The sequence below is a fragment of the Streptomyces venezuelae genome, from assembly GCF_008642275.1.
GTDB lineage: Bacteria > Actinomycetota > Actinomycetes > Streptomycetales > Streptomycetaceae > Streptomyces > Streptomyces venezuelae_E.
Genome location: NZ_CP029189.1, coordinates 2,376,003 through 2,395,229, shown reverse-complemented (window position 1 = coordinate 2,395,229; position 19,227 = coordinate 2,376,003). Strand labels below are relative to the sequence as shown.

At 70.9% G+C, this 19,227-nt stretch carries 20 protein-coding genes; 9 read left to right on the top strand and 11 right to left on the bottom strand.

Annotated elements, in window-relative coordinates; translation table 11 throughout:
• Positions 1-95: 95 nt before the first annotated feature.
• The gene (locus DEJ51_RS10220) at positions 96-590 is read left to right on the top strand and encodes a DUF3145 domain-containing protein (RefSeq protein ID WP_033225979.1); all 495 of its coding nucleotides are present in this window, start codon (positions 96-98) and stop codon (positions 588-590) included.
• Between the two features lie 65 nt (positions 591-655).
• Here DEJ51_RS10220 and DEJ51_RS10215 read toward each other — a convergent pair whose 3' ends face one another.
• The 5 genes from DEJ51_RS10215 to DEJ51_RS10195 all read right to left on the bottom strand — a co-directional run bounded on the left by DEJ51_RS10215 (position 656) and on the right by DEJ51_RS10195 (position 5,567).
• Positions 656-1,933, bottom strand: coding sequence for a beta-ketoacyl-[acyl-carrier-protein] synthase family protein (locus DEJ51_RS10215; RefSeq protein ID WP_150257313.1), 1,278 nt, complete (start codon positions 1,931-1,933; stop codon positions 656-658).
• A gap of 79 nt (positions 1,934-2,012) precedes the next feature.
• Complete coding sequence (locus tag DEJ51_RS10210) at positions 2,013-2,261, bottom strand: acyl carrier protein (protein WP_030009997.1); 249 nt, start codon at positions 2,259-2,261, stop codon at positions 2,013-2,015.
• A 57-nt stretch (positions 2,262-2,318) separates the two neighbouring features.
• Positions 2,319-3,323, bottom strand: a complete 1,005-nt coding sequence (locus tag DEJ51_RS10205) for a ketoacyl-ACP synthase III (protein WP_030009996.1) — start codon at positions 3,321-3,323, stop codon at positions 2,319-2,321.
• A gap of 19 nt (positions 3,324-3,342) precedes the next feature.
• The gene (locus DEJ51_RS10200; protein ID WP_150257312.1) at positions 3,343-4,260 is read right to left on the bottom strand and encodes an ACP S-malonyltransferase; all 918 of its coding nucleotides are present in this window, start codon (positions 4,258-4,260) and stop codon (positions 3,343-3,345) included.
• An 89-nt stretch (positions 4,261-4,349) separates the two neighbouring features.
• Positions 4,350-5,567: a PucR family transcriptional regulator gene (locus DEJ51_RS10195; RefSeq protein WP_150257311.1), complete on the bottom strand. Its 1,218-nt coding sequence runs from the start codon at positions 5,565-5,567 to the stop codon at positions 4,350-4,352.
• Positions 5,568-5,659: 92 nt separating this feature from the next.
• Between DEJ51_RS10195 and DEJ51_RS10190 the strand changes: the two genes are divergently transcribed.
• Positions 5,660-6,355 carry a pirin family protein gene (locus DEJ51_RS10190; protein ID WP_150257310.1) on the top strand — a complete coding sequence of 232 codons (696 nt, stop codon included), beginning with the start codon at positions 5,660-5,662 and terminating at the stop codon, positions 6,353-6,355.
• On the opposite strand, the gene DEJ51_RS10185 is transcribed toward DEJ51_RS10190, so the two are convergent.
• Positions 6,352-7,170, bottom strand: a complete 819-nt coding sequence (locus tag DEJ51_RS10185; RefSeq protein WP_150261813.1) for a serine hydrolase domain-containing protein — start codon at positions 7,168-7,170, stop codon at positions 6,352-6,354. The two genes, DEJ51_RS10190 and DEJ51_RS10185, sit on opposite strands and share 4 nt — an antisense overlap.
• A 78-nt stretch (positions 7,171-7,248) precedes the next feature.
• Here DEJ51_RS10185 and DEJ51_RS10180 point away from each other — a divergent pair, with 78 nt between their 5' ends.
• Together DEJ51_RS10180 and DEJ51_RS10175 are read left to right on the top strand one after the other, a co-directional pair.
• The gene (locus tag DEJ51_RS10180; RefSeq protein WP_150257309.1) at positions 7,249-7,650 is read left to right on the top strand and encodes a MerR family transcriptional regulator; all 402 of its coding nucleotides are present in this window, start codon (positions 7,249-7,251) and stop codon (positions 7,648-7,650) included.
• Positions 7,647-8,669, top strand: coding sequence for an aldo/keto reductase (locus tag DEJ51_RS10175; protein WP_150257308.1), 1,023 nt, complete (start codon positions 7,647-7,649; stop codon positions 8,667-8,669). Before DEJ51_RS10180 ends, DEJ51_RS10175 begins: the two co-directional genes overlap by 4 nt.
• A 13-nt stretch (positions 8,670-8,682) precedes the next feature.
• On the opposite strand, the gene DEJ51_RS10170 is transcribed toward DEJ51_RS10175, so the two are convergent.
• From DEJ51_RS10170 to DEJ51_RS10160, 3 genes are all read right to left on the bottom strand, one after another.
• A complete protein-coding gene (locus tag DEJ51_RS10170) occupies positions 8,683-9,534 on the bottom strand; it encodes a DUF4429 domain-containing protein (protein WP_190620292.1) in 852 nt (283 codons plus the stop codon).
• A gap of 75 nt (positions 9,535-9,609) precedes the next feature.
• On the bottom strand, positions 9,610-10,761 hold the full coding sequence (locus tag DEJ51_RS10165; RefSeq protein ID WP_411757390.1) for an alpha/beta hydrolase: 1,152 nt from the start codon (positions 10,759-10,761) through the stop codon (positions 9,610-9,612).
• 220 nt (positions 10,762-10,981) lie between these two features.
• Positions 10,982-11,647 (bottom strand): TetR/AcrR family transcriptional regulator, encoded by a 666-nt coding sequence (locus tag DEJ51_RS10160; protein WP_223835745.1) that lies wholly within the window; start codon positions 11,645-11,647, stop codon positions 10,982-10,984.
• A gap of 437 nt (positions 11,648-12,084) precedes the next feature.
• Between DEJ51_RS10160 and DEJ51_RS10155 the strand changes: the two genes are divergently transcribed.
• Positions 12,085-12,483 carry a peptidase inhibitor family I36 protein gene (locus tag DEJ51_RS10155; RefSeq protein WP_150257306.1) on the top strand — a complete coding sequence of 133 codons (399 nt, stop codon included), beginning with the start codon at positions 12,085-12,087 and terminating at the stop codon, positions 12,481-12,483.
• On the opposite strand, the gene DEJ51_RS10150 is transcribed toward DEJ51_RS10155, so the two are convergent.
• Complete coding sequence (locus DEJ51_RS10150; protein ID WP_150257305.1) at positions 12,464-13,285, bottom strand: potassium channel family protein; 822 nt, start codon at positions 13,283-13,285, stop codon at positions 12,464-12,466. The genes DEJ51_RS10155 and DEJ51_RS10150 overlap by 20 nt on opposite strands.
• 167 nt (positions 13,286-13,452) lie before the next feature.
• Positions 13,453-16,185, bottom strand: coding sequence for a pyruvate dehydrogenase (acetyl-transferring), homodimeric type (gene aceE / locus DEJ51_RS10145; protein ID WP_150257304.1), 2,733 nt, complete (start codon positions 16,183-16,185; stop codon positions 13,453-13,455).
• A gap of 470 nt (positions 16,186-16,655) precedes the next feature.
• Between aceE and DEJ51_RS10140 the strand changes: the two genes are divergently transcribed.
• The 4 genes from DEJ51_RS10140 (at position 16,656) to DEJ51_RS10125 (ending at position 19,211) form a co-directional block, all read left to right on the top strand.
• Positions 16,656-17,084, top strand: a complete 429-nt coding sequence (locus DEJ51_RS10140; protein ID WP_190620290.1) for a DUF3052 domain-containing protein — start codon at positions 16,656-16,658, stop codon at positions 17,082-17,084.
• A 161-nt stretch (positions 17,085-17,245) separates the two neighbouring features.
• Entirely contained in the window at positions 17,246-17,704 is a 459-nt protein-coding gene (locus DEJ51_RS10135) for a peroxiredoxin (RefSeq protein WP_150257302.1), read from the top strand.
• Positions 17,705-17,869: 165 nt separating this feature from the next.
• Positions 17,870-18,445, top strand: a complete 576-nt coding sequence (locus DEJ51_RS10130) for a TerD family protein (RefSeq protein WP_030009302.1) — start codon at positions 17,870-17,872, stop codon at positions 18,443-18,445.
• Between the two features lie 190 nt (positions 18,446-18,635).
• The gene (locus DEJ51_RS10125) at positions 18,636-19,211 is read left to right on the top strand and encodes a TerD family protein (protein ID WP_150257301.1); all 576 of its coding nucleotides are present in this window, start codon (positions 18,636-18,638) and stop codon (positions 19,209-19,211) included.
• Positions 19,212-19,227: the final 16 nt, after the last annotated feature.

The window sequence follows — 19,227 nt, the reverse complement described above, 5'->3', positions numbered from 1 at the left end:
CGCAATGTCAAATAATTTCCGTTACATTACATCACGTCACATACTGTCCGTTTTCTGGAGTTTATTCCCGACCTCGTCCTACACTGGAGGTCCCGGTGACGACACGTGGAGTTCTGTACGTGCACTCCGCACCGCGCGCGCTCTGCCCGCACGTGGAATGGGCTGTTGCGGGCGTGCTCGGGGTGCGGGTGAACCTCGACTGGATCAGACAGCCCGCCTCCCCCGGCACCTGGAGAGCGGAGTTCTCCTGGCAGGCCGAAGCGGGCACCGCCTCGAAACTCGCCTCCGCGCTGCGCGGCTGGCACCTGCTGCGCTTCGAGGTGACCGCGGAACCGTGCCCGACCGCCGAGGGCGAGCGCTACAGCTCCACCCCGGAGCTCGGCATCTTCCACGCCGTCACCGGCATGCACGGCGACATCCTGATCCCGGAGGACCGGCTGCGCGCCGCCCTCGCCCGGTCCGCCCACGGCGAGACCGACCTGGAGGCGGAGATCGCCAAGTTGCTCGGCAAGCCGTGGGACGACGAGCTGGAGCCCTTCCGCTACGCGGGCGAGGGCGCCCCGGTCCGCTGGCTCCACCAGGTGGTCTAGGCCGCTCGGCCAAGCAGAAGGCCCACCCAGGATCCTGGGTGGGCCTTTCGCGTGACTCGGAGGTACTAGACCGTGCGGAACGCCAGGGTCACGTTGTGGCCGCCGAAGCCGAAGGAGTTGTTGATCGCCGAGATCGGGCCGTCGGCCGGCAGCTTGCGCGGCTCGCCGGTGACGATGTCCGCGTCGATGTCCTCGTCGAGCTCGTCGACGTTGATCGTCGGCGGGGCCAGCCGGTTGTACAGCGCCAGCACGGTCGCGACGGTCTCGATACCGCCCGCACCGCCCAGCAGGTGACCGGTCATCGACTTGGTCGCGGAGATCGCGATGTGGTCGAGGTCGTCGCCCAGCACCTTGCGCAGGGCCTTCAGCTCGGCCGTGTCACCCTGCGGGGTCGACGTGGCGTGCGCGTTCAGGTGGACCAGCTCGGCCGGGTCCAGACCCGTGTTGTCGAGCAGGTTCTGCACCGCGGCCGCGACACCGCGGCCGGTCGGCTCCGGCTGCGCGATGTGGTGGCTGTCCGCGGACAGACCCTGGCCCAGCACCTCGCAGTAGACCCGGGCGCCGCGCGCGGCGGCGTGCTCGGCGGACTCCAGGACGACGACGCCCGCGCCCTCGCCCAGGACGAAGCCGTCACGGGCCTTGTCGTACGGACGGGAGGCCTGCTCGGGGTTCTCGTTGTTCTTGGACATCGCCATCATGTTGGCGAACGCGGCGATCGGCAGCGGGTGGATCGCCGCCTCGGTGCCGCCGGCGACGACCACGTCGGCGCGGCCGGAACGGATCATCTCGACGGCGTAGCCGATGGCCTCGGCGCCGGACGCGCAGGCGCTGACCGGAGTGTGCACGCCCGCCTGGGCGTTGACCTCCAGGCCGACGTTGGCCGACGGGCCGTTCGGCATGAGCATGGGGACGGTGTGCGGGGAGACCCGGCGCACGCCCTTGTCCTTCAGGACGTCGTACTGGTCGAGCAGGGTGGTGACACCGCCGATGCCGGAGGCGATCACGGTGCCCAGACGCTGGGGCGCGACGAAGGCGCCCTCTTCCGTCTCTTCGCCGGCCGGGGTGGTGTAACCGGCGTCGGCCCAGGCCTCACGGGCCGCGATGACGGCGAACTGCGCCGAGCGGTCCAGCTTGCGGGCCAGCGGCCGGGGCAGGACGTCGTTCGGGTCGACGGCCGCCCGAGCGGCGATGCGTACCGGGAGTTCGGCGAAGCGCTCGCCCTCCAGGGGCTTGACGCCGGAACGGCCGGCCAGCAGACCTTCCCAGGTCGAAGCGCTGTCGCCACCCAGCGGAGTGGTTGCGCCGATACCGGTGACGACCACGGTGCGATTGGTCGGGCTCACAGGAATTCTTTCTCCACGTCTCAGGGGGTGCTGAATTGTCACGGCGCCACCGCCAGGTGGCGACAAACGCTCGTCAGGCTCAGGCCTGGTGCTTCAGGATGTAGTCCGCGGCGTCGCCGACCGTCTTGAGGTTCTTGACGTCCTCGTCCGGGATCTTGACGTCGAAGCGCTCTTCGGCGGCGACGACGACCTCGACCATGGAGAGCGAGTCGACGTCCAGGTCGTCGGTGAAGGACTTCTCGATCGCGACGTCCTCGGTGGGGATACCGGCGATCTCGTTGACGATCTCGGCGAGACCCTCGACGATTTCTTCCTGCGTGGCGGCCATGTGGCGCTCCTTCTGTAGCTAACTGGGGTGGAACAGGGCGGGATGTGGATCCCGGCCCTAGGGGAGGGTAACGACCGTCGCGGCGTAGACGAGTCCCGCCCCGAAGCCGATGACGAGCGCGGTGTCGCCGCTCTTCGCCGCTCCGGTCGCCAGGAGCCGCTCCATAGCGAGCGGAATCGAGGCGGCCGACGTGTTGCCGGTGGTCTCCACGTCACGGGCGACCGTGACGTGCTCCGGCAGCTTCAGAGTCTTCACCATCGAGTCGATGATCCGCATGTTCGCCTGGTGCGGGATGAAGACGTCCAGGTCGTCCGCGGTGATCCCGGCCGCGTCGAGCGCCTGCTGGGCCACCTTGGCCATCTCGAAGACGGCCCAGCGGAAGACCGCCTGACCCTCCTGGGTGATGGCCGGAAACTTCTCGCCGCCGTCCTTGCCGAGGTACTCGTCCCACGGCACGGTCTGCTTGATCGTCTCGGACTTGTCGCCCTCCGAACCCCACACCGTGGGGCCGATGGCCGGCTCGTCCGAGGGACCGACGACCACGGCGCCGGCGCCGTCACCGAACAGGAAGGCCGTCGCGCGGTCCTCCAGGTCGGTCAGGTCCGAGAGCCGCTCCACGCCGATGACGAGGACGTACTCCGCGGAACCTTCCACCACGAGACCCTTGGCCAGGGTCAGGCCGTAGCCGAATCCGGCACAGCCGGCGGAGATGTCGAAGGCGGCGGGCTTGCCCGCGCCGATCCGGTGCGCGATCTCGGTCGCGACGGCCGGGGTCTGCTTGAAGTGCGAGACCGTCGAGACGATCACGGCACCGATCTGCTCCGGGGCGACACCGGCATCGGCCAGCGCCTTCCCCGAGGCCTCCACCGACATCGCGGAGACGGTCTCCTGGGGCGAGGCCCAGTGCCGCGTCGCGATGCCGGAACGGGAGCGGATCCACTCGTCGGACGAGTCGATGGTCTCGAGGATGACCTCGTTGGGCACCACACGGGTCGGGCGGTAGCCGCCGACACCGAGGATGCGGGCGTAAGGGGAGCCCTTGGCCGGCTTGATCTTGGACATGCTGTGTGGGCTCCTTCTCTCAGACCGTCAGTTCGGCGATGAGCGCCGCGGCCTTGTCGAGATCGTCCGGGGTCTTCAGCGCCACGCTCGGTACGCCCTTCAGCGCGCGCTTGGCCAGACCCGTCAGGGTGCCACCGGGGCAGAGCTCGATGATCCCCGTGACACCCAGCTCGGCGAACGTCTCCATGCACAGGTCCCAGCGGACCGGGTTGGCGACCTGGCCGACCAGGCGGGCGACGACGTCGGCACCCGTGGCGACGACGAGGCCGTCCTTGTTCGAGACGTACTTCAGCGCCGGGTCCGCCGGGGCGAGGGCCTCGGCGGCCTTCGCCAGCGTGGCGACCGCGGGGGCCATGTGGTGCGTGTGGAACGCGCCCGCGACCTTGAGGGCGACGACCTTCATGGAGCCTTCGGGCTTGTCGGCCTCCAGAGCGGCGATCTGCTCCATCGTGCCGGCGGCCACGATCTGACCCGCGCCGTTGATGTTCGCGGGCGTCAGGCCCAGCTTCTCCAGGTGTGCGACGACCACGTCACGCTCACCGCCGAGGACCGCGGCCATGCCGGTCTCGGTGACGGCGGCGGCCTCGGCCATGCCCAGACCGCGGGTCCGGACGAACGACAGCGCGTCGGCCTCGGACAGCACGCCGGCGTAGGCGGCGGCGGTGATCTCACCGACGCTGTGGCCTGCGACGGCGCCGAAGGCGGCCGGGGAACCGAGCGCGGAAGCGGACAGCAGGCCGGCGGCGACCAGCAGGGGCTGGGCCACCGCCGTGTCGCGGATCGCGTCGGCGTCCGCGGTCGTGCCGTAGTGGGCAAGGTCCAGCTCGATGGCGTCCGACCACGCGGCGACGCGGTCAGCGGCACCGGGAAGTTCGAGCCAGGGAGTCAAGAAGCCGGGCGTCTGAGCGCCTTGGCCGGGAGCGACGAGTACGAGCACCCTCACACTCTCTCTTGTGGATGGTCCCTGCCGCCCGTGGGGACAGGGACCAAGAACCGTCGGGGTAATTGTTGATGTCCGACAAAAGTCTAGGACTGGGCGTCGCCGTCAGCCAGACGCCCGAGAATCAGGGCGATTCGCAGCGTGAACGCCGAGCGGACATCAGAAGGAGACCATCCGGTGACGTCGGTCACACGTCGCAGCCGGTAGCGCACCGTGTTGGGGTGCACGAACAGCATCCGCGCCGCCCCTTCCAGGCTGCTCGCCTGCTCCAGGTAGACGCTCAGGGTCTCCAGCAGTGCGGACCCCGCCTCCTCCAGTGGTCTGTAGATCTCCTCCACCAGCTGATCCCTGGCGGCGGGATCGGAGGCGATGGCCCGCTCCGGCAGGAGATCGTCCGCGAGAACCGGCCGAGGGGCATCCTGCCAGGCCGTGCACGCTTTCAGCCCGGCCGCCGCGGCCTGCGCCGACTTCGTCGCGTTCAGCAGGTCGGACACCACCGGTCCGGCCACCACCGGACCCGCCGCGAACGGTCCGATCAGCGACTTCGCCACCTGGATCGGGTTGTCGCTGCCGCCCGCGATCACGACCAGCCGGTCCCCGAGCACACCGGTCAGGACCTGCAGCTTGTGGTGCCGGGCCGCGCGCCGGATCGCCTCGACCGTCAGCTCGCTGTCGCCCTCCGGCGCGGTGCCGAGCACCACGCACACGTGCTCCGGGGAGTTCCAGCCCAGCGCCGCCGCCCGGGACAGCGCACCCTCGTCCGCCTCGCCGGACAGCACCGCGTTCACGACCAGCGACTCCAGCCGGGCGTCCCAGGCCCCGCGGGCCTCGGCGGCCTGCGCGTACACCTGGGCGGTCGCGAAGGCGATCTCCCGGGCGTACACCAGCAGCGCCTCGCGCAGGATCGACTCGTCGCCCGGGGCCGCCACCTCCTCGATCGCGGCCTCCATGACCTCGATCGTGGTGCGGACCATCTCGACGGTCTGACGCAGGGTGATCGCCCGGGTCAGCTCGCGCGGGGCCGTCCCGAACACGTCGGTGGAGATGGCCTGCGGGGTCTCCGGGTGCCTGAACCACTCCGTGAACGCGGCGATGCCGGCCTGGGCGACCAGGCCGATCCAGGACCGGTTCTCGGGCGGCATGGCCCGGTACCACGGCAGGGTCTCGTCCATGCGCGCGATCGCGTTGGCGGCCAGCCGGCCCGCGGACTTCTCCAGTCGGCGGAGCGTCGCGGTGTGCGGATGGGCGGGAGCGGGATGCGCGGCATGTGTGGCGGGCGAATGCTCACGTTCGGGTTGGGACACGTGACAAGACTGCCTTATCGGGACGGGTGCGCGGAGTCCGGTCCCGCCCGTGCCCCGCGCCCCGGCCCGCGGCGGGGTCTACCGTGGCGTCCATGATTGATGTTCGCCCCGGCGCCGACCGGTACGAGGGCGGGGACCCGGCCGCCGGGATCACCACCCGGCACGCCTTCTCCTTCGGCGCTTTCTACGACCCGGACAACCTGCGCTTCGGGCCGGTGCTCGCCTGCAACGAGGAGACCCTCACGCCGGGCGCCGGCTTCGACGAGCACCCGCACAGCCACACCGAGATCGTGACCTGGGTGATCGAAGGCGAACTCACCCACCACGACAGCACCGGTGAGAAGAGCGTGGTGCGGGCCGGGGACGTCCAGCGGCTCAGCGCCGGATCCGGCGCCCGGCACGTGGAGCGCAACGACGGCGCCGGGCGGCTGCGTTTCGTGCAGATGTGGCTCGCGCCCCTGGCCGCGGGCGGCGAGCCCGCCTACGGGGTGGTCCGGGAGATCGCCGACGCCGCGCCCTACGAGGTGCCCGAGGCCGGAGCCGTACTGCACGTCCGGCGGCCCGGCGCGGGCGAACGCGTCGCCGTACCCGCGGCGGAACGGGTCTACCTGCACGTGGTGCGCGGGGACCTGCGCCTGGACGGGGCGGAGCTCGGCCCCGGGGATTCGGTACGGATCACCGCCGAGCGGGACCTGGAGGTCGTCGCCGGATCCCCGGGCGAGCTGCTGATCTGGGAGTTCGCGACCCCGGAAGCCCCGGAAGCCCCGGAAGCCCCGGAGACGGACTAGCGGGAGCGGAGCTCGGCCAGTACGGCGTCGGTGAACGGGGTCCAGGCCTCGGCCGCCCACGGGCCGAAGGCGCGGTCGGTCAGCGCCACGCACGCGGCGCGCGCGTCCGGATCCACCCACAGGAAGGTACCGGCCTGACCGAAGTGGCCGAAGGTGCGCGGCGAGGAGGACGCACCTGTCCAGTGCGGGGCCTTGTGGCCGCGGATCTCCAGGCCGAGGCCCCAGTCGTTGGGGGACTGGTGCCCGTAGCCCGGCAGGACGCCCTTGAGCCCGGGGTGGACCACGGAGGTGGCCTCGGCGACCGTACGGACGTCCAGCAGCCGCGGCGCCTGCAGCTCGGCGGCGAACCGCAGCAGGTCGGCGACGGTCGAGACGCCGTCCTTGGCGGGCGAGCCCTCCAGGGCGGTGCGCTCCATGCCCAGCGGCTCGAAGACCGCCTGGTGCAGGTACTCCGCGAAGGGGATGCCGGTGGCCTTGGCGATGTGGTCGCCGAGCTCCTCGAAGCCGGCGTTCGAGTACAGCCGGCGCTGCCCGGGCGGGGCCGACACCCGGTGCTCGTCGAAGGCCAGGCCGCTGGTGTGCGCGAGCAGGTGACGGACCGTCGACCCCTCGGGTCCGGCCGGCTCGTCCAGCTCGATCGCCCCCTCCTCGTACGCGACGAGGGCGGCGTACGCGGTGAGCGGCTTGGTGACCGACGCAAGGGCGAACCGGTGGTCCACGGGCCCGTGGGAGCCCGCCAGGCTCCCGTCGGCCCGGACGACGGCCGCCGCGGCGGTCGGCACCGGCCAGGTCTCGATGATCCGCAGGCTTTCCATGCCGTTCCCGTCCTCCACGCTGTCCATGCCGCCGAGCCTACTTGCTTGGAGTGCACTCCAAGGTTTTAGCGTGGGGCCATGAGCCAGAGCCTGACGCAGCCGCGGTACACGATCAGCGAGGTCGAGGCCCGGACCGGGCTGACCCAGCACACCCTGCGCTGGTACGAGCGGATCGGCCTGATGCCGCACGTGGACCGTTCCCACTCGGGGCAGCGGCGTTTCACCGACAAGGACCTCGACTGGCTCGGCTTCGTGGGCAAGCTGCGCGCCACGGGGATGTCGGTCGCGGACATGGTGCGGTACGCCGAACTGGTCCGCGAGGGCGAGCACACGGTGGGGGAGCGCCGGGAGCTGCTGGAACGCACGCGCCGCGAGGTGCGCTCGCGGATCACGGAGCTCACGGACGCGCTCGCCGTACTGGACTACAAGATCGACATGTACGCCATGAAAACCGTACCGGGGAAGAAGGCACAGCAATGACGGAGCACGGCACCACCCTCGAACAGGTCGAGCTCGGCAAGGGCGGCCCGCTGGTCGGCGTCCAGGGGCTGGGCTGCATGGGCATGAGCGAGTTCTACGGGGACACCGACGAGGCGGCGGCCCGGGAGACCCTCGACGCCGCGCTGGCCGCCGGAGTCACCCTCTTCGACACCGCGGACGTCTACGGGCGGGGGCGCAACGAGGAGTTCCTGGCGCCGTTCCTGGCCGCCCACCGGGACGAGATCACGCTGGCGACGAAGTTCGCCATGGAACGCACCGACGACCCGCAGTACCGGGGCGTCCGCAACGACCGCGGCTACATCCGCACGGCCGTGGAGGCCAGCCTGCGCCGGCTCGGCGTGGACGTCATCGACCTCTACTACATGCACCGCCGCGACCCGGCCGTGCCGTTCGCCGAGTCCGTCGGCGCCATGGCGGAGCTGGTGCAGGAGGGCAAGGTCCGCCACCTGGGCCTCAGCGAGGTCACCGGCGCGGAACTGCGCGAGGCGCACGCCGTGCACCCGATAGCGGCGCTCCAGTCGGAGTGGTCGCTGTTCAGCCGGGACGTGGAGCGCAGCGCGGTGGGCGCGGCGGCGGAGCTGGGTGTGGCCGTCGCGGCGTACTCCCCGCTCGGCCGGGGCTTCCTGACCGGGTCCTTCGCGGACGCCTCCGCGGAGCTGTCGCAGGACGACTTCCGCCGTTACCAGCCGCGCTTCAACGGCGACAACGCCAAGGCCAACGCGGAGCTGCTGGGCCCGGTCCGGGAGATCGCCGCGCAGCGCGGTGCGACGCCGGCGCAGATCGCCCTGGCCTGGGTGCAGCAGCGGGCGCAGGTGCACGGGCTGACCGTGGTCCCGATCCCGGGCACCCGCAAGCCGGGACGGCTGCGCGAGAACACCGGGGCGACCCGGATCGTCCTCACCCGGGCCGAGCTGGACCGGCTGGAGCCGATCGCGGCGCAGGTCGTGGGGGACCGCTACCCGGACATGAGCCTCACGTCGGTGGCCCGCGAGGTCTGAGCCGCCGGCCCCGCTACAGCGACTCGGCGGCGAACCGGTCCCGCAGCGCCGCGTACTCCGCGTCCGTGAGCAGCCCCGCCGTGTGCAGTTCGCTCAGGTGCCGCAGCCGGTCGTCGCCGGAGCGGGCCCGTGGCACGGCGGCGACCGGGGTACGGGCCCGCAGGGCGGCGAGGACGGCCGCGGCGAACGGCAGGGACTCGTGCACCGCGCCGTAGCCCGTGCCGAAGACGGCGGTCGCCAGGTCGTGGTCCGGGCGGGGGTCACCGGTGACGTCCCGCAGCAGCAGCCGGAGGTGGCCTCCGGGGCCCTCCGGGGAGGACCATTCGACGCCGGTGAGCGCGGCCAGCGGATAGCGCTGGTCGCCCGCCTTCCACTTGGTGCCGGTGGCACCGGTGCGGGACCAGTGGAAGGTGATCGCCGAGCCGTCGAAGCTCACCCGGGCGTCGTACGCCTTCAGCTGCAGCGGCGGCTGCGCGACGTCGACGAGGAAGCGCTCGGCCGGCTCGGCGGCGTCCGGCCCGAGCCGGGACCGCAGCGCGTCGGCGAACGCGGCGGCGGCCTGCGCCCGGTCGCCCGGCAGCACCAGCCGGTACGGGTCGCAGGCCTCCTTGAGCTGCCCGGCGGCGGCCTCCATCAGCGGATCGGCGCCCGGCCGCGGCAGGGCGCGCAGAACCACCGTGTCCCGTTTGTTGCCGGTCACGGTCACGTCCACGGCGGACACCGCTTCGAGGGGGATCCGGCGCGAGCCCAGCGCATGCCAGAGTCGTGGCAGCCTCGGCGTTCTGATCCCCCGTGCGAAGCGGATGACCACCGAGTCCGAGTCGAACTCCCAGACGGCATGATTTCCGGCCAGTACGTCACCCATGCGGCACATCGTAAACGGCGGCGCCCCCGCGCGTCCCCCCGGATGCGGGGGCCGATTCGCGCTCCTCTACGCGCGTCAGTCCTGCTCTGTCCCGGAAATCCCGCGTCGGCACGCATCGTTCCCGGTCGCACAGACAACGGAAGCGAACGCGCCGGTTCCGATCTTGGCGAAGTTGTCCATCGAGTCCGTACCTGGCGCGAAATAGCCGGTGTGGCTCTTGGCCCGGGCCGAGGACATCAGCCGCGCACCGAACGCCGGGGAGACCGGATCGGCGCCGTGGCCCAGCCCGCCGACCTCCAGGTGCGGTACGTCCGCGATCCAGTCGCCCTCGTCGCGCGTCGCCCAGACCCGCGCCGAGGTGTGCAGCCCGGCGACGTTCTCCGCGCGCATCCCGGGGCTGCCCGCCACCACCACGTCGGTCACCCGGCGCGGCAGCTCGTGCGCGGCGACCCCGCAGACCACCGATCCGTAGCTGTGGCAGAACAGCGCCACGCTCGCGTTCCCGGGCAGGGCCGCGGTCAGGGACTTCAGCAGGACGGCCCCGTCGACGGCCATGCGGCCCGTGGCGGCGTCCACACCGATGCCGGTCGGGGCGGTGTAGCCGGCCCAGGCGATCACCGCCGTCCGGCTGTCCGGCGCGGCGGCGCGCTGGGCCTCGTACAGGGACTCGGCCATGCCGACCGGAGAGGTCAGGCGACGCTGGGTGCGCTCGAAGGTGAGCACGTCGGTGTCGACACCGGGGACGATCACCGAGACCCGCTCGGCGCCGGTGAGGTCACCGAAGACCTCGGCCACGCGGCCGTTGCCGGTCGGGTCGAAAGCGAGGATCTGGCGGCCCGGTTCGGTGAGCGAGGCGAAGCGGTGGGAGCGCCGGGTGGCCGTGGACCGGTCGGCAGGGGTCAGCGTGACGTCATGGCTGCGGGCCTCCTCGACCTGGCGGGCCTGCTCCAGGCCCTGCAGGTTGGCCCGGTAGCGGACGGCCGCGGGAGCCCCGTCGAGGTTGCCCACGACGAGCGGGTAGCCGTCGGCGAGCCGGGCGCGCTGGGCACCGTCGAGGCCCGCGAAGAAACGGGCCACCGTCCGTGCGGGGGCGTCCGCCGGGGGCACCGGGCGGCCGTCGACCCGGGCCTTGGCCCACGCGCCGAGGGCCGCGACCCGCAGCTGCGCCTCCTTCTCGGGCCGGTGCACGGCCGTCCAGCCGGTCGTCGCCAGCATGATGAAGACCACCGCCAGCGCGAGCAGGGCACGCAGGGCGGCAGGGCGCGGGTCGGCGCCGAGGGCGGTGGGGTGGGCGAAGCCGGGCACGTTCACTGTGACCAGCCTATGAGACGTCTTACGCCCCGGACGTCCCGGGTGACAGGACTCACGGCCGACCGTGGGACCGCGTGAGGCCCGCACGCAGGACCCGCCGGCGTGTCCGCGCGGCCGGCCGGCTCGACCCGCCGGCCTAGGCGGAACCGCGCCAACTGGAGGTCAGCGCCGGGCCGATCCGGTCGAGGTAGGTCTCCGTCAGCCCTCGGATCGACTCCACGCTGGTGTCCTCGCCCCGTCCCCAGAGCCGCCCCGTGACGCGCATCACGCCGCAGAACGCGGCGACCGCGACCCGCGGCCTCGGATCGGCGTCCACGTCGAGGCCCTCGCGGGCGCCGATCAGCCGGGAGATCCGTTCCTCCAGCTCCGTGGAGCGCCGCAGGTGCACGGCGAGCAGGGCCGGGGTGGACTCGATCAGCCGGTAGCTGCGCATGTAGAGGTCGACCGGGACCATTTCGGACAGGGCCAGCTCGACGCCGTCCCAGGCGGCGAGCGCCGCACCCCGCAGGGCCTCGAAGGGCCCCTCGGCCGCCGGCCGGGCGTGCAGTTCGGCGACGAACCGCGACTCGACCAGCTCCTGGAGGGCGAAGACGACCTCCTCCTTGTTGGCGAAGTAGCGGAAGAAGGTGCGCTGGGACACGTTCACGGCGTCGGTGATCTCGTCGACGGTGGTGCGCTCGTATCCCTGCGAGAGGAACAGCAGGAGGGCGGCGCGCAGCAGCGCGTTCCGGGTGCGCCGTTTCTTGCGTTCGCGCAGTCCCGTCACCGGCGCGGCCGCCGCCGACCGCTCGTCGATCGTCACCGCGGGGCTCCCTTCTGACGCCGAGTGGGCGGTCAGCGTACCGGTGACGGAGGGGGTGGCGGCCGCTGCGTTAAGCCGTTTGCGACGTGCCGTCCGAGGTCCTCGGCCGGCCCGCGGGAGCGCTCGCGCATGACACCTTCGGGTGCGGGCCCGGCGGGACCCGGGCCCCGCCCGCCGGGTCGGCCGCCGGCCCGGTCCGCAGCCGCCCGGCAGCCGTCCGGAGTCGTCCGCAGCCGTCCCGCGGCCGCTCCGCGGCCTCCGGAGGCGTCAACTCCGTACGTGTGAAGGCCGTGCGGGAGGGTTCCGCCGGGCTGTCGCCTATCAGGGTGGACCGGTGCAGACGCTCTTCCGCCGACCCGTCGCCGCAGGTCAGCGTGGTGTCGGCGGAGCACCGGAAACGGTCCGGACGCCCGCCGTCCACAAGGAGTTGACCTGTCATGCGTACGTGTCGAATCACCCGCGCCACCACGACCACCCTCGCCGCGACCGTCCTCGCCCTCACGGCCCTCATCCCGAGTACGGCCACCACGGCGCACGCCGCGGGCCCGCCGGCCCTCGGGGCCTGCGCGACCGGGCAGCTGTGCCTGTGGGCGAAACCGGAGTTCAAGGGAGCGCGCCAGACGCACGAACTCAGCAACCTGGACATCAACAGCTGCACCGCGCTGCCGGCCGGGACCAGCGCCCAGTCGCTGACCAACCGCACCGGACGCCCGGTGACCACCTACCAGTCGGCCGAGTGCGCGGAGACGGGAGAGTTCCAGACCTATCCGGGTGACGGGGTCTGGCTGCCCCAGTCGCCCTACCAGGTACGGGCGTTCAAGGTGTGGGAGAGGTAGCTTCCCGCTGCGCGGGGGCGTTCGGCGGGTCGGCCGCGGTCACGGCCACGGCCACGGTCGCAGCGGTGACCGCGGCCGTGCCGCCGCCCAGCCGGGCGACCTCGCCGCGCAGCGCCCGTACCTCGTCCTGCAGTTCCCGGATGGCCGCCAGCTGCAGCATGTCCGCCCGGTCGTCGCGTTCGAAGCGGGAGATGAACCAGGCGGCGATGTTGGCGGTCACCACACCGAGCAGGGCGATCCCCGACAGCATCAGGCCGACGGCCAGGACCCGGCCGAGGCCGGTGGTGGGCGAGTGGTCCCCGTACCCGACCGTCGTCATCGTGGTGAAGGACCACCACACGGCGTCGCCCAGGTTCTTGATGTTCCCGTCGGGGGCGTCCCGTTCCACGCTGAGCACCGCCAGCGAGCCGAACATCAGCAGTCCCACCACGGCCCCGGCCACGTACGTCGTCAGCTGGATCTGCGGGGCCATCCGGGCCCGCCGGCCCACCAGCATCAGCGTGGCGACCAGCCGCAGCAGGCGCAGCGGCTGTACGAGCGGCAGCACCACGGCGGCCAGGTCCAGCCAGTGCGTCCGGACGAAGTGCCTGCGGTCCGCCGCGAGGACCAGCCGGACCAGGTAGTCGACGGCGAAGGCACCCCACACCACCCATTCGACGTGGGTGCAGGCCCGGTGCACCTCCGCACGCGCGTCGGGGGCGACGATGGGCACGGCGTACGCCACGGCGAAAGCCACGGCGAGCAGGAGCAGCGGGGTCTGGCTCCGCCGCTCCCACGACAGCTGGCGGGAGGGTTCCTTCATGCCGAGCATCGTAAGGAACCCATAAAGGGGAGCGGGCCCCGGCCGAAGCCGGAACCCGCTCGCCGGGTTCCCGGCCCGTGGCCGGGCGGAGCGGGCGGGCGGGACGGCCGGGTGCAGAACCCGGCCGTCCCGCCCGCCCCGCTCATCCGTCGAGCCCGCCGCAGGCGCTACGCGTCGCCGCCCGCCGCGCCCGGATCCGCCGCCGTCACGTCCAGCAGCTGGTACCGGTCGATCGCCTGCTTCAGCACCGAGCGGTCGATCTTCCCCGCCCGGGCGAGCTCGGTGAGCGTCGCCAGGACCACCGACTGCGCGTCGATGTGGAAGAAACGCCGAGCGGCGCCCCGGGTGTCCGCGAAGCCGAAGCCGTCCGCGCCCAGCGAGGTGTACGCGCCCGGCACCCACCGCGAGATCTGGTCCGGCACCGCCCGCATCCAGTCCGAGACCGCCACGAACGGCCCCTCCGCACCCGAGAGCTTGCGCGTCACGTACGGGACGCGCTGCTCCTCCTCCGGGTGGAGCAGGTTGTGCTCCTCGACCTCGACCGCCTCGCGGCGCAGCTCGTTCCAGGAGGTCGCCGACCAGACGTCCGCCCGGACGCCCCAGTCGGCCGCCAGGATCCGCTGCGCCTCCAGCGCCCACGGCACCGCCACGCCCGAGGCCATCAGCTGCGCCCCGACCGTGCCCGCGGTGCCCTGCGACACCCGGTGGATGCCCTTGAGGATGCCGTCCACGTCGACGTCCGCCGGCTCGGCCGGGTGCTGGATCGGCTCGTTGTAGACGGTCAGGTAGTAGAAGACGTCCTCCGCCGCCGGGCCGTACATCCGCCGCAGACCGTCCTTGACGATGTGCGCGATCTCGTAGCCGTAGGCCGGGTCGTACGCCACGCACCCCGGGTTCGTCGACGCCAGCAGCTGGGAGTGACCGTCGGCGTGCTGGAGGCCCTCACCCGTGAGGGTGGTCCGTCCGGCGGTCGCGCCGAGGACGAAACCGCGCGCGAGCTGGTCGGCCATCTGCCAGAACTGGTCACCCGTGCGCTGGAAACCGAACATCGAGTAGAAGACGTAGACCGGAATCAGCGGCTCGCCGTGCGTCGCGTACGCCGAACCCGCGGCGATCAGCGAGGCAGTGCAGCCCGCCTCCGAGATGCCGTCGTGCAGCATCTGACCGGTCGGGGACTCCTTGTACGCGAGGAGCAGGTCGCGGTCGACCGCCTCGTACTGCTGGCCCAGCGGGTTGTAGATCTTGGCGCTCGGGAAGAACGCGTCCATACCGAAGGTGCGGTACTCGTCGGGCGCGATCAGCACGAAGCGCTTGCCGATCTCCTTGTCCCGCATCAGGTCCTTCAGGATGCGGACGAAGGCCATGGTCGTGGCGATCGACTGCTGCCCGGAGCCCTTCTTGGCGGCCGCGTACGCCTTGTCGTCCGGCAGCTGCAGCGGCTGCGCGCGCACCACGCGCGTCGGCACGTAGCCGCCGTGGGCGCTGCGCTGGTCGTGCATGTACTGGATCTCGGGCGAATCGCGGCCCGGGTGGTAGTACGGCGGAGCCCCGCCCTCCAGCTGCGCGTCCGTGATCGGGATGTGCAGACGGTCGCGGAAGCGCTTGAGGTCGTCGACCGTCAGCTTCTTCATCTGGTGCGTCGCGTTGCGGCCCTCGAAGTTCGGGCCGAGCGTCCAGCCCTTGACCGTCTGGGCCAGGATCACCGTCGGCTGGCCCTTGTGGGCCTTGGCCGCCGCGTACGCCGCGTAGACCTTCTTGTGGTCGTGACCACCGCGTCCCAGGTGCTGGATCTGCTGGTCGGACATGTTCTCGACCATCGCGCGCAGCCGCTGGTCGCCGCCGAAGAAGTGCTCGCGGATGTACGCGCCCGACTCGGTGGCGTACGTCTGGAACTGCCCGTCGGGCGTGGAGTTCATCTTGTTGACGAGGATGCCGTCCCGGTCCTGGGCCAGCAGCGGGTCCCAGGAGCGGTCCCAGATCAGCTTGATGACGTTCCAGCCCGCGCCACGGAAGATCGACTCCAGCTCCTGGATGATCTTGCCGTTGCCGCGCACCGGGCCGTCGAGACGCTGCAGGTTGCAGTTGACGACGAAGGTCAGGTTGTCCAGACCCTCCCGGGCCGCGATCGACAGCTGGCCCAGCGACTCCGGCTCGTCCATCTCGCCGTCGCCGAGATACGCCCAAACGTGGGACTTGGAGGTGTCCGCGATACCGCGCGCCTCCATGTAGCGGTTCATCCGCGCCTGGTAGATCGCACCGAGCGGACCGAGGCCCATCGAGACGGTCGGGAACTCCCAGAAGTCCGGCATCAGCCGCGGGTGCGGGTAGCTCGAAAGGCCGTACGGGGCCTTCGACTTCTCCTGGCGGAAGGAGTCGAGCTGCTGCTCGGTGAGCCGGTCCAGGAGGTAGGCGCGGGCGTAGATGCCGGGGGAGGCGTGGCCCTGGAAGAAGATCTGGTCGCCGCCGTCGCCCTCGTCCTTGCCCCGGAAGAAGTGGTTGAAGCCCACGTCGTAGAGGGAGGCGGAGGAGGCGAACGTGGCGATGTGGCCGCCGACGCCGATGCCGGGACGCTGGGCGCGCGAGACCATGACGGCCGCGTTCCACCGGGTGGCGTTGAGGACCTTGCGCTCGATCTCCTCGTTGCCGGGGAAGAAGGGCTCGTCCCGGGTGGCGATCGTGTTGACGTAGTCCGTGCTGCGCATCTCCGGCACCGCCACGCGCTTCTCGCGCGCGCGCTCGATCAGCCGCAGCATGAGGTAGCGGGCCCGTTCACGGCCCCGCTCGTCGACCGCGGCGTCGAGGGAGTCGAGCCACTCCTGCGTCTCCTCCGGATCGAAGTCCGGGACCTGACTCGGCAGGCCGCCAATGATGATCGGATTGCGATCGGATGCGGAAGCCACGCTGTTCCTTCGCTGTCGGGGGAGTCGTGCTGAGGCCGTCACTGGGGGGCGCCGCCTCCCATGCTCTTACGCTGGGCCGAAATCTTCATCTTTACCACCGGGTAATCCCCGGAAACCGCGGGGAACCCGGGAGGGAAGGGTCGACGGGGATCCGTGGCGAGTCCAGCCAAAACGTAACCTTATGCCCAAGCCGGACATCGACTCCGGGAGACCGTTCGTCCCTCAAACAGGTAGGAAAGTCATCAAGCGTCGACGATGATGCCGAATGAGCTGGAATGGTGTGGGATGAATCACGAGAGGTGCACACGGGAAGGCTGAAAGTTGCGGCGAGACGGCCGCAATCGTCACCGTTTCGACGGTCTCGGCGGCCGGGTACTTGCGCGATCCGCCGCGCCCGTGTGGACTACGCCCAATGCTGCGCGTACGCGCGCCGCCGAAGACATTCACCGAACATGAGCAGGAGGCACCCCGTGAGCGCGACCGCGGACCACGCGGAGAGCCTGGCCGCCCGGCTGGGTTTCCAGTCCGAACAGGTGGTCCAGGAGATCGGCTACGACGACGACGTCGATCAGGAGTTCCGTGACGCCGTCGAGAAGCTCGTCAGCGAGCTCGCCGATGAGGACTACGACGAGGGCGCCGACGCGGTGCTGTTGTGGTTCCGCGACGAGGACGGCGATCTGACGGACGCCCTGGTCGATGCGACCGAGCTGGTCGAGGACGGCGCACTGATCCTGCTGCTGACCCCCAAGACGGGCCGTGACGGCTACGTCGAGGCCAGCGACATCAGCGAGGCCGCCGAGACGGCCGGCCTCTCGCTGGCCAAGGGACTGGCCATCGGCAAGGAGTGGACTTCCACCAAGCTGGTGACGCCGAAGACCGCCGCCAAGTCCAAGCGCTGAGCCGCGCCCGCTGCACAGCGGACACGCTTCCACACCCCGCCGACCAGGTGACCCCGGTCCGCGGGGTGTGTGCGTTCCACGCTCCGCCCACGTCCAGGGCCTAGTCTGTGACTCACCCGAACAGCCCAACGCGGGGATGCGGGAACGAAGGGATGCGAGAGATGGCGATCGAGGTCGGCGACAAGGCCCCGGACTTCGAGCTCAAGGACAACCACGGCGCCACCGTGCGGCTCTCCGACTTCCGGGGCGAGAAGGCAGTGGTGCTGCTCTTCTACCCGTTCGCCTTCACCGGCGTCTGCACCGGCGAGCTGTGCGAGCTGCGCGACCAGCTCCCGCGCTTCCAGAACGACGACGTGCAGCTCCTGGCCGTCTCCAACGACTCCGTGCCCACCCTGCGGGTCTTCGGGGAGCAGGAGGGTCTGGAGTACCCGCTGCTGTCGGACTTCTGGCCGCACGGGCAGACCTCCCGCGCCTACGGCGTCTTCGACGAGGACAAGGGATGCGCGGTCCGCGGCACCTTCGTCATCGACAAGGACGGCGTCGTGCGCTGGACTGTCGTCAACGGACTGCCCGACGCGCGTGACCTGAACGAGTACATCAAGGCACTCGACAGTCTCTGAGCGTGCCCGAGCGGGCCGTACACGCATTTCCCCTGCGAAAACCGCCTACAGGCGGGAACCCGTCACTAGGATCGAAACGTTGATCCGGTAGCTCCCCCGGTCACGGCCGGGAGGGCTCCTGAACGACGGGGCACCGCCCCACACACAGAACCCAATGGAGGACCCGTGGGAGTCAGCCTCAGCAAGGGCGGCAACGTCTCGCTGACCAAGGCCGCGCCTAACCTGACGGCGGTCATCGTCGGTCTGGGCTGGGATGCTCGCACCACCACCGGTGTCGACTTCGACCTCGACGCCAGCGCGATCCTGACCAGCGACCAGGGCAAGGTCACCAGCGACGCGAACTTCGTCTTCTTCAACAACCTGAAGAGCCCCGACGGCTCGGTCGAGCACACCGGTGACAACACCACCGGTGAGGGCGAGGGCGACGACGAGGCCATCAAGGTCAACCTGGCCGGCGTTCCGGCCGACGTCGCCAAGATCGTCTTCCCGGTCTCGATCTACGAGGCCGAGAGCCGCCAGCAGAGCTTCGGCCAGGTCCGCAACGCGTACATCCGCGTGGTGAACCAGGCCGACAACACCGAGCTCGCGCGTTACGACCTCTCCGAGGACGCCTCGACCGAGACCGCGATGGTCTTCGGCGAGCTGTACCGCAACGGCGCGGAGTGGAAGTTCCGGGCCATCGGCCAGGGTTACGCATCGGGCCTGCGCGGCATCGCGCAGGACTTCGGCGTCAACGTCTGAGCCCGAGAGCAGTCCGTCCGTCCGGCGCCGTGCACTGTGTGTACGGCGCCGGACCGGCTTTACCCCTGCGGACACCACCGCGGGCGCACACCGCACCACCGGCAACGCAGCAGGACCTGCCACACCCGCAACACCGGCCACACCGGCACATCGCCGTACCGTCACACCGTCGTCCGGGGAGGACCACAACATGGGCGTCACACTCGCCAAGGGGGGCAATGTCTCCCTCTCCAAGGCCGCACCGAACCTCACCAGGGTTCTGATCGGTCTCGGATGGGACGCGCGCTCGACCACGGGAGCCGACTTCGACCTCGACGCCAGCGCGCTGCTCTGCAGCGGCGGCCGGGTGCTGGGGGACGAGTACTTCGTCTTCTACAACAACCTGAAGAGCCCCGACGGCTCCGTCGAACACACCGGGGACAACCTCACCGGCGAGGGTGAAGGCGACGACGAGTCGATCATCATCGACCTCACCAAGGTGCCGGCCGCCGTGGACAAGATCGTCTTCCCGGTCTCCATCCATGACGCGGACTCCCGCCGGCAGAGCTTCGGCCAGGTCAGCAATGCCTTCATCCGCGTGGTGAACCAGGCCGACGGCCAGGAGCTGGCCCGCTACGACCTCTCCGAGGACGCGTCCAGCGAAACCGCGATGATCTTCGGCGAGGTCTACCGGTACGGGGGCGAATGGAAGTTCCGTGCGGTGGGGCAGGGGTACGCGTCGGGGCTCCGAGGCATCGCTCTAGACTTCGGGGTCAACGTTTCGTAAAGCCGTACAAGACGAT

Coding starts and splice junctions, on each gene's coding strand:
- DEJ51_RS10135 (WP_150257302.1), top strand. CDS start 17,246: ATGGCGATCGAGGTCGGCGACAAGGCCCCGGACTTCGAGCTCAAGGAC.
- DEJ51_RS10150 (WP_150257305.1), bottom strand. CDS start 13,285: ATGAAGGAACCCTCCCGCCAGCTGTCGTGGGAGCGGCGGAGCCAGACC.
- DEJ51_RS10205 (WP_030009996.1), bottom strand. CDS start 3,323: ATGTCCAAGATCAAGCCGGCCAAGGGCTCCCCTTACGCCCGCATCCTC.
- DEJ51_RS10210 (WP_030009997.1), bottom strand. CDS start 2,261: ATGGCCGCCACGCAGGAAGAAATCGTCGAGGGTCTCGCCGAGATCGTC.
- DEJ51_RS10155 (WP_150257306.1), top strand. CDS start 12,085: ATGCGTACGTGTCGAATCACCCGCGCCACCACGACCACCCTCGCCGCG.
- DEJ51_RS10185 (WP_150261813.1), bottom strand. CDS start 7,170: ATGGAAAGCCTGCGGATCATCGAGACCTGGCCGGTGCCGACCGCCGCG.
- DEJ51_RS10125 (WP_150257301.1), top strand. CDS start 18,636: ATGGGCGTCACACTCGCCAAGGGGGGCAATGTCTCCCTCTCCAAGGCC.
- DEJ51_RS10170 (WP_190620292.1), bottom strand. CDS start 9,534: ATGGGTGACGTACTGGCCGGAAATCATGCCGTCTGGGAGTTCGACTCG.
- DEJ51_RS10190 (WP_150257310.1), top strand. CDS start 5,660: ATGATTGATGTTCGCCCCGGCGCCGACCGGTACGAGGGCGGGGACCCG.
- DEJ51_RS10175 (WP_150257308.1), top strand. CDS start 7,647: ATGACGGAGCACGGCACCACCCTCGAACAGGTCGAGCTCGGCAAGGGC.
- DEJ51_RS10180 (WP_150257309.1), top strand. CDS start 7,249: ATGAGCCAGAGCCTGACGCAGCCGCGGTACACGATCAGCGAGGTCGAG.